At 65.8% G+C, this 7,880-nt stretch carries 5 protein-coding genes and 1 pseudogene; 1 reads left to right on the top strand and 5 read right to left on the bottom strand.

All coding sequences use genetic code 11. The annotated features are described in order from the left end of the window. A pseudogene (gene abmR / locus A5652_RS09885) lies at positions 1–290 on the top strand (transcriptional regulator AbmR); the annotation flags it as partial. 32 nt (positions 291–322) lie between these two features. Here the strand turns inward: abmR and A5652_RS09880 are convergent. From A5652_RS09880 to A5652_RS09860, 5 genes are all read right to left on the bottom strand, one after another. Beyond that, complete coding sequence (locus tag A5652_RS09880; protein WP_067349922.1) at positions 323–2,197, bottom strand: serine/threonine-protein kinase PknH/PknJ; 1,875 nt, start codon at positions 2,195–2,197, stop codon at positions 323–325. A gap of 139 nt (positions 2,198–2,336) precedes the next feature. Next, positions 2,337–3,476 (bottom strand): BTAD domain-containing putative transcriptional regulator, encoded by a 1,140-nt coding sequence (locus tag A5652_RS09875; protein WP_067349919.1) that lies wholly within the window; start codon positions 3,474–3,476, stop codon positions 2,337–2,339. Positions 3,477–3,698: 222 nt separating this feature from the next. Beyond that, positions 3,699–4,043 (bottom strand): DUF732 domain-containing protein, encoded by a 345-nt coding sequence (locus A5652_RS09870; protein WP_067349926.1) that lies wholly within the window; start codon positions 4,041–4,043, stop codon positions 3,699–3,701. 130 nt (positions 4,044–4,173) lie between these two features. After that, the gene (locus tag A5652_RS09865; RefSeq protein WP_067349915.1) at positions 4,174–6,087 is read right to left on the bottom strand and encodes an ABC transporter ATP-binding protein; all 1,914 of its coding nucleotides are present in this window, start codon (positions 6,085–6,087) and stop codon (positions 4,174–4,176) included. Beyond that, the gene (locus A5652_RS09860; RefSeq protein WP_067349912.1) at positions 6,084–7,850 is read right to left on the bottom strand and encodes an ABC transporter ATP-binding protein; all 1,767 of its coding nucleotides are present in this window, start codon (positions 7,848–7,850) and stop codon (positions 6,084–6,086) included. Before A5652_RS09860 ends, A5652_RS09865 begins: the two co-directional genes overlap by 4 nt. Between the last annotated feature and the right edge of the window lie 30 nt (positions 7,851–7,880).

The raw sequence follows: 7,880 nt of genomic DNA, 5'->3' as shown, positions 1-7,880 counted from the left end.
ATCGCTATGGACGCAAGGTTTCCTGGGGCGTGGAGGTCGGCTCTAAGACAGGCACCGAGCGAATTCTGTTCACCCACATCGCCGTACCGGTCATGACGCGGCTGAAGCAACCCGAACGCCAGGTGCTGGACACCTTGGTCGATGCCGGTGTCGCCCGCTCTCGCGCCGACGCCCTCGCGTGGTCGGTGAAGCTGGTGGGTGAACACGCCGACGAGTGGCTGGCCAAATTGCGCGACGCGATGTCGGCGGTCGACGACCTCCGCGCGCAGGGGCCCGACCTACCGTCGTGACCAGGGCTTTAGCGCCGTAGCGGTGCGGCCGGTCAGCCTTCCGGCTTCTCGGCGTCGATCTTGGTGACGATCTTGTCGGCGATCTGGCCGCCCTGATCGCTGATGTGGTACCCGCACGCGTTGATGTCGACGACCACGTTGTTGGCCACGCTGAGCGCGCGCTGGCACTCCCAGCCGTCCGCGCCCTCCTGGGTGTCCATCAGCGTGACCTTCGGCGGGGCGCCCTGAACCTGGGCGAACGTCCACCGATAGGTCTTGCTCTTGTTCGTGACGGTCACCGTCTTGCCGGCGCAGCCCTTCCACTTTTCCGCGGAGTTCTCCACGAAGCTCTTGGCCTTATCGGCGGACGGAAACAGCACCACGGCCTGGTTGACCCAGTGATCGTAGTTATCGCCCGCCTCCGAAGACACCAGCCCGCTGACGGCTGAGTAACCGGTGCCCGCGTACACCGGATCCTGGGTGGTGTAGAGCGCGCCCTGGCAATCGGGCACCGACACTGTCACCGAGGAGGGGTCCGTCGACGTGATCGGTTTGCCCGGCTGCATCGATGACGAGCCCATCACGGTGTTGACATCGGCCGGACTTAGCAGCAGCCCGCTGAGGCGTTCGGGCCCCAACGGCGCGGCCTTCGGTGGTTCCGGTTTGGGTCGCGCGACGAGCCAGATACCCACCCCGCTCGCGATGACCACGAGCACCACGGCGACGGCCGCGATGATGGGCCAGACGTTGCGGTGCGGCTTGGCCACGGGCTGTCCCCACGGTGTCGAGTTGGTGAACTGCGGTGGGGCACCCCAATTGGCATTGCCGCCTTGGTAATAGGGCGGCGCCGGCTGGCCCGCCGCCGGGATCGGGCCGCTGGTAGGGGTCCACGCCTGAGCGCTCTGCGACGGTATCGGACCAGAACTAGGCGCCGACGGTAGGTCGAATGGCGATGGCGGCGGGGTGTTGAACGTGGGCTGGTACGCCGGGCCAGGTGCCGGAGCCCCGTGAGCCTGCGCGCCGGGAAATTCCGCGGTGGGCAGTGCGGCTTCTTGGCTGCGGCGCAAGATGGTGGCGGCGCGGTCTTGGTCGGGGTTGCTGAGCGCTTCCTTGGCGGCCAGGGCCAGGTCACCCGCGCTGGCGTAGCGGTCCTCAGGCTTTTTGGCCATGCCGCGGGCGATCACCGCATCGAAGGCCTTGGGGACGCCCGGGCGCTGCTCGCTGGGTGCGGGGATGGGGTCCATCATGTGGGCGGAGACCAGGACACCGGCGCTGTCGGCCCGATAGGGCGGAGATCCGGTCAAGCACTCGAACAGCACGCAGGCCAGTGCGTAGATGTCGGCACGGTAGGTGACCTCTGCGTCGGAAAATCGTTCTGGCGCCATGTATTTCCAGGTACCGACGGCGGTTCCGAGCTGCGTGAGCTTCTCGTCGGTGGTGGCGCTGGCGATGCCGAAGTCGACCAGGTAGGCGAAGTCGTCACGGGTAACCAGAATGTTCTGGGGTTTTATGTCCCGGTGCATCACCCCGGCGGCGTGGGCGGCGTCGAGCGCGGAGGCGATCTGGGTGATGATGGCGACCGCGCGGGGCGGGGTGAGCGGGCCGAAGCGTTTGAGCACGCTGTCCAGGTCGGTGCCCTCGACCATGCGCATCTCCAGAAACATCTGGCCGTCGATCTCGCCGTAGTCGTGTACCGGCACCACGTGCGGTTCCTGCAAACGACCGGCGGTGCGGGCTTCGCGTTTCAACCGCTCGCGAAACACCGGGTCTCTGCTGAAGCTTTCGGAGAGAAGTTTGACCGCAACCGTCCACTCCTTGACGGTGTGTTCGGCCTCGTAGACCTCACCCATCCCACCGCGGCCCAGCAGCCGCTTTAGGTGGTAGGGGCCGAACATCGACCCCGCCCGTGAGGACTGCTCGTCACTCATTCCGCATCCTTCCAACCCAACCCCTGGCCTGCCAGCAACCCGTGACTGAGCAATCATGACGGTAAGCGCGCAGGCGTCCCACCGCACGATAACGGGAACAATTGCCGCGCGTGTCAGCGCGGGTCGGCTTGCCGAGGTCCTATCCCTCGTTGCCGTTGTCAGCGGCGATCTGGAAGGTGAATTCGCGGTCGCAGATCCGGACGCGGTCGCCGTCTCGCAAAGTCGCGGCCGAACGGATTCGTTGGTCCTGCACGTGCACGCCGTTTGACGACCGCAGGTCGTCGATGATGTAACCGGTTCCGGTGTCGACGATGACGGCGTGGTGGCGGCTTACCTTGGGGGAGTCCAGGACGATGTCGTTGTCGCCAAGCCGCCCAATCGTTGTCGACCCTCGCAGCGGATACCTGCGCCCGGACACCTCATTCAAATAGGCGGCCACCCTATGGTCCGACGTGTACTGCTCGAGCACCGTGATTGCGACCGCCGCCGTGGTCATGGCGTTCTTTTTGGCGTCCACCGGTTCTTGGCGCAGGATCCGGTCATTGAGGTCCCGCAAGTTCTGGCCCGGGTCGATTCCGAGGTCATCGGCAAGCGAGTTTTGCACGCGGCGGTAGGCCGCGAGCGCGTCGGACTGGCGGTCGGTCAGGTAATACGCGGTCATCAACTGAGCCCACAGCTGCTCGCGGTAAGGATGTTCTGCCGTCAGGGCTTCCAATTCGGTGATCACGGTAAATGCACGTCCGCAGGCGATTTCGGCCTCGGCCTGTGCGGTGTGGGCCAGGATCTTCTCTTCGACGAGGGAAGTGGTGAAGGCGTTGACGAACCGGAAGTCTTCCAGGTCGGCGAGCACCGGGCCGCGCCATTCGGCCAAGGCGGCCGACAGGTGCCGGCTGGCCTGTTCGAAGCGGCCCGCGGCCGCCGCGTGCACGCCGGCGGTCTTCTCGGTGGTGAAGCGGTCGAGGTCGCAAGCCTGATCGGGGATGTTGAGCCGATAACCCGGCGGCGCCGCGACCAATACCATGCGGGGGTCGGCGCCCGCGCCGGTCAGCAGCTTGCGCAGGTTCGACACATAGGAGTGAATGCTGGCCCGCGCCCCCGATGGCGGCGACTCGTCCCACAGGGCGGTGATAAGCCGGTCGACGCCCACTGGGTTGTTGCGGTTCATCAACAGCATGGCCAGCACCGCTCGCTGTTTGGGCGTGCCCAGCGGCACCAGAGCACCGTCAACGCTCATCTCCAACGGTCCGAGCAGACCGAATCCGAGACGTTTGTCCGCCATCGCGCCTACCAACCTTTGCGCGTCCGCGGCGTCGGATGTGAGGTCACTTTGTGATTGTGACGCCAAGTGCGCGGATTCGTTGACGATCCCGACAAACCGTCGAGCTCCGAGGGCACGTCGCCGAATTCATCGGCCCGCTGGACGCAGCGTGGATACCGGATGACTGAAATGTGTTCGTACGCAGCGCGAGGCGAGGAGTTGTGCTCGAGTGGCAACGGCGGCCTAGGCGGGTTGTCCGGAGAATTGCGGGCAATAGGCGTCGGTCGCCGCGGCGACCACGTTGGCCGCCTGCGGCGGAGTCAGGCTGGTGTGACGGAAGATCTGCACGGTGACGGCGATCCGAGTCTGGCCGGCGGCCAGGCCGGTGCATACCTGGTGGCCCGCTCGCACCGCATCTTGCGTCGACGGGAAAGCGATGCCGAGGCTCTGCATCTGAGTGAGGAACGCCTCATCGCCGGTCTGCACCGAACTCGCTGCGGCGGTGCCGGCCATGCCAATAGCGGCCAGCCCGATGGCGGCCGTGCCGACGGCGGTCGTGGCGAATGTGATGATGCGGCGGAAGAACATTGCTGCCACCCCTTTCAGGTGCGTACTGAGTATGACCATCCCAGCGTCGCGTTTGTTCCTTGGTGTCTTCTCAATAACTTCTTGGTAGCGATCGCGGCCGCTTATCAATGCGCCCGCCAGACGCGCGGCGCTAGGCCTGGGTCATCGCGTAATACGCGCCGCGCCGGGCCAGCAATTCGGCGTGATTGCCCTGTTCGACAATCCGACCGGCCTCGACCACCAAAATTCGGTCGGCATCGCGGATCGTCGAAAGTCGGTGCGCGATGATGAAACTCGTGCGATCGCGACGCAGTTCACACATCGCGTGCTGGATAAGGGCCTCGGTGCGGGTATCGACCGAACTGGTTGCCTCGTCGAGGATCAAGAAGTGTGGGCGGGCGAGAAATGCGCGCGCGATGGTGATTAGTTGCTTTTCGCCGGCGCTGAGGTTGCCGCCGTCGCCGCTGATTCGGGTCTGATAACCGGCCGGCAATGTCCGCACAAAACGGTCGACGTAGGCGGCCTTGGCGGCGTCGAGAACCTCGCCTTCCCCGGCGCCGGGACGTCCGTAGGCGATGTTCTCCGCGATCGTCCCTTCGAAAAGCCAGGTGTCCTGCAACACCATGCCGATTCGCGACCGCAGCGACTGACGGTCCACAGTGGTGATGTCGACACCGTCGAGCAGGATCTCGCCCGCGTCGACGTCGTAGAACCGCATCAGCAGGTTCACCAGCGTGGTCTTGCCCGCTCCGGTCGGCCCGACGATCGCCACCGTGCTGCCGGGTTCGGCGACCATGGACAGGTCTTCGATCACCGGAGTGCCCGGGCGGTAGGCGAAGCTCACGTGGGCGAATTCGACGCGTCCACCCGGCTGCGGTGTGGTGCCGCCCGGGCCGGGTTGGGCGGCGGGCGCGGGATCCGGCGATTCCTCGGGTTCATCGAGCAGCGTGAAGACGCGTTCGGCGCTGGCCGCCCCGGATTGCAGGGTGTTGTACATCCCGGCCAGCTGGCTGAGCGGTGAATTGAATTGCCGCACATATTGAATGAACGCCTGGATGTTGCCCAGAGTGATATGGCCGGTCGCCACCTGCAGGCCACCCACCACGGCGACGGCGACGTAGCCGAGGTTGCCGATGAACGTCGTCGCCGGCGCCACCAACCCGGAGAGGAATTGAGCGCCGAAGCTGGCGTGGTAGACGTCCTCGTTGAGGGTGCGGAATTGCTCGCGCGCGGCCGCCTGGTGGCCGAACGTCGTGACCACGGTGAAACCGCTGTAAGTCTCCTCGATGTGGGCGTTGAGGCGGCCGATGCTGGTCCATTGCGCGACGAAGAGCCGTTGGGAACGTCGCGCAATCGCCCGCGTCGCCAACAGCGACAACGGCACCGTCAATACGGTGATCGCCACCAGCAGCGGCGAGATGGACAGCATCATCGCCAGTACCGCCACCACGGTCAGAACCGATGTCAGCAGCTGGCTGATCGTCATCGCCAGCGACGATTGGATGTTGTCTATGTCATTGGTGACGCGGCTCAGCAGTTCACCGCGTTGGCGGCCGTCGAAGTAGGACAACGGCAATCGGTGGATCTTGTCCTCGACATCGGAACGCAGCGCCACCATGGTGCGCTGCACGGTGACGTTGAGCAGCCGGGCCTGTGCCCATATCAGCACCGCGGCAACGAGGTAAAGTCCCAGTGCTAGCGCCAGGGTGCGGGCGACCGCCCCAAAGTCCACACCATGGCCGGGCACCACATTCATTCCGGACAGCAGGTCGGCGAAAGTATTGGCGCCTCGGCTGCGTGCGGCGGCGACGGCCTGCGCCTTGGTGATTCCGGCGGGGAGCTGGCGTCCGATGACGCCGTTGAACAGCAAATCGGTGGCATGTCCCAGGATTCGCGGCACGACCACCCCGATCGCCGTGCCGGTGATTCCCAAGGTGATCACCGCCATGCACAGGAGTCGTTGCGGCGCAAGCTGTTTCACCAGACGACCGGCCGGGCCCCAGAAGTCACGCGAACGGATTACGTGTGTGGTCTGGTCGGCCGCCTGGGCGGTCGCGCGGGTCACGACCCACCCCCGACTCGACCCGAGCGCACCGCGCCGACGGATTGCGAATCGGCGAATTCGGCGTAGGTGGTGCAGTCGGCCAGCAGCGATTCGTGTGTGCCCGCGCCCACCAGGTTCCCGTTGTCGATCACGATCACCTGGTCGGCTTTGGCAGCGATCGAGATGCGTTGTGTGACAACGATTATGGTGGCATTGCCGGAAGTCTCCTGCAGCGAGGCACGGACCCGGGCGTCGGTGCGGGCGTCGAGCGCGGCGAATGAGTCGTCGAACAGATAGATGGCCGGGCGGCGGATTACCGCCCGGGCGATGGCGAGTCGTTGCCGCTGTCCGCCGGAGAAGTTGATACCGCCCTGGGCCACGCGCATGCGCAGCCCGTCATCGTGGGCTCGGACGAAATCGTCTGCCGCGGCGACCCGCAACGCCTCCCACATCTGTTCGTCAGTGACTTGCTGGTGCGGGGCGGCGCCATACCGCAGGTTGTCGGCGACCGTCCCGGAAAACAGGTAGCCGCGCTGGGGAACCAGCCCGATCGCCGACCACAACCGCTCGGTCTGGTAATCGCGGACGTCGATGCCGTCGACCGTGACGGCTCCGCCGGTCACGTCGTAGAGCCGGCAGATCAGCGAGACCAGCGTCGACTTGCCCGAGCCGGTGCTGCCGACGATGGCGGTGGTGGTTCCGGGCAGCGCGGTCAGGGAAATATCCTGCAGCACCGGGCGATCGGCGCCTGGATAGGTGAACGTCGCGCCGTCCAAACGCACCGCTCCGGTGATCGCACCACGCGGGGATCGTGGATTCGGAGGATCGGTGACGGCGGGGCTAGTCGCGAGCACCTCGGTGATCCGCTCGGCGCAGACGGCGGCCCGCGGCAACACCACCAGCGTCATCGTCGCCATCAACACCGCCATCAGGATCTGGGTGAAGTAGGCCAGAAAGGCTGTCAGCGAGCCGACCTGCATCTGGCCGCGGTCGATGCGCAACCCGCCGAACCAGATCAGCGCGACGCTGGACACGTTGATGGTCAGGGTGGTGACGGGAAGCATCAACGCTTGCCAGTTGCCCGCAGTCAGTGCGGTGTTCGACAGCGCGGTGTTGGCGCGAGCGAAGCGGTCACGCTCGAACTCCTCCCGGGCGAACGCCCGGACGACCCGGACGCCGGCCAGCTGGTCACGCATCACTCTGTTGATGCCGTCGATCAGGCCCTGCATGCGGCGGAACAGGGGCAGCATGTGCGACATCACCCAGTAGTTGGCCACCGCCATGATCGGCACGCTGACCAACAGCAGCCAGGTCAGCGCGGCCTCCTGGCGGATGGCCATGAAGATCCCACCGAGGCACATGATCGGGGCCGTCACCAGCACGGTGCCCGCGATCTGGACCAGGTGTTGGATCTGCCGCACATCGTTGGTGCTGCGCGTCAATAGCGTCGGCGCTCCGAATCGGGCGGTCTCGCGCTCGGAAAAGGTGGTGACGTGTTCGAACATCGCCGCGCGCAGGTCGCGTCCGAAGCCCATCCCGGTGCGCGAGCCGAAATACACCGCCCCGACCGAGCACAACACTTGCAGGCCGGTGACGCCGAGCATCGCCATGCCGAGCCGGACGATCGTGGTCGTGTCGCCCCTGGCGACGCCCTCGTCGATGATGGCGGCGTTGACCGTCGGCAGATACAGCGTCGCGAGGTTGCTGATCAGCTGCAGCGCCATCAGCACCGCCACCAGCCGCCGGTACGGCTGGATGTACTGGCGCAGCAGTGCCAGGAGCATGGGGTAACTGTCGCATACCGTCCGCCCGCT

The organism is Mycobacterium sp. 1165178.9 (genome assembly GCF_001673555.1).
Lineage (GTDB): Bacteria > Actinomycetota > Actinomycetes > Mycobacteriales > Mycobacteriaceae > Mycobacterium.
The sequence above is the reverse complement of the archived record's forward strand: the minus strand, read 5'-3'. Positions and strand labels throughout refer to the sequence as shown.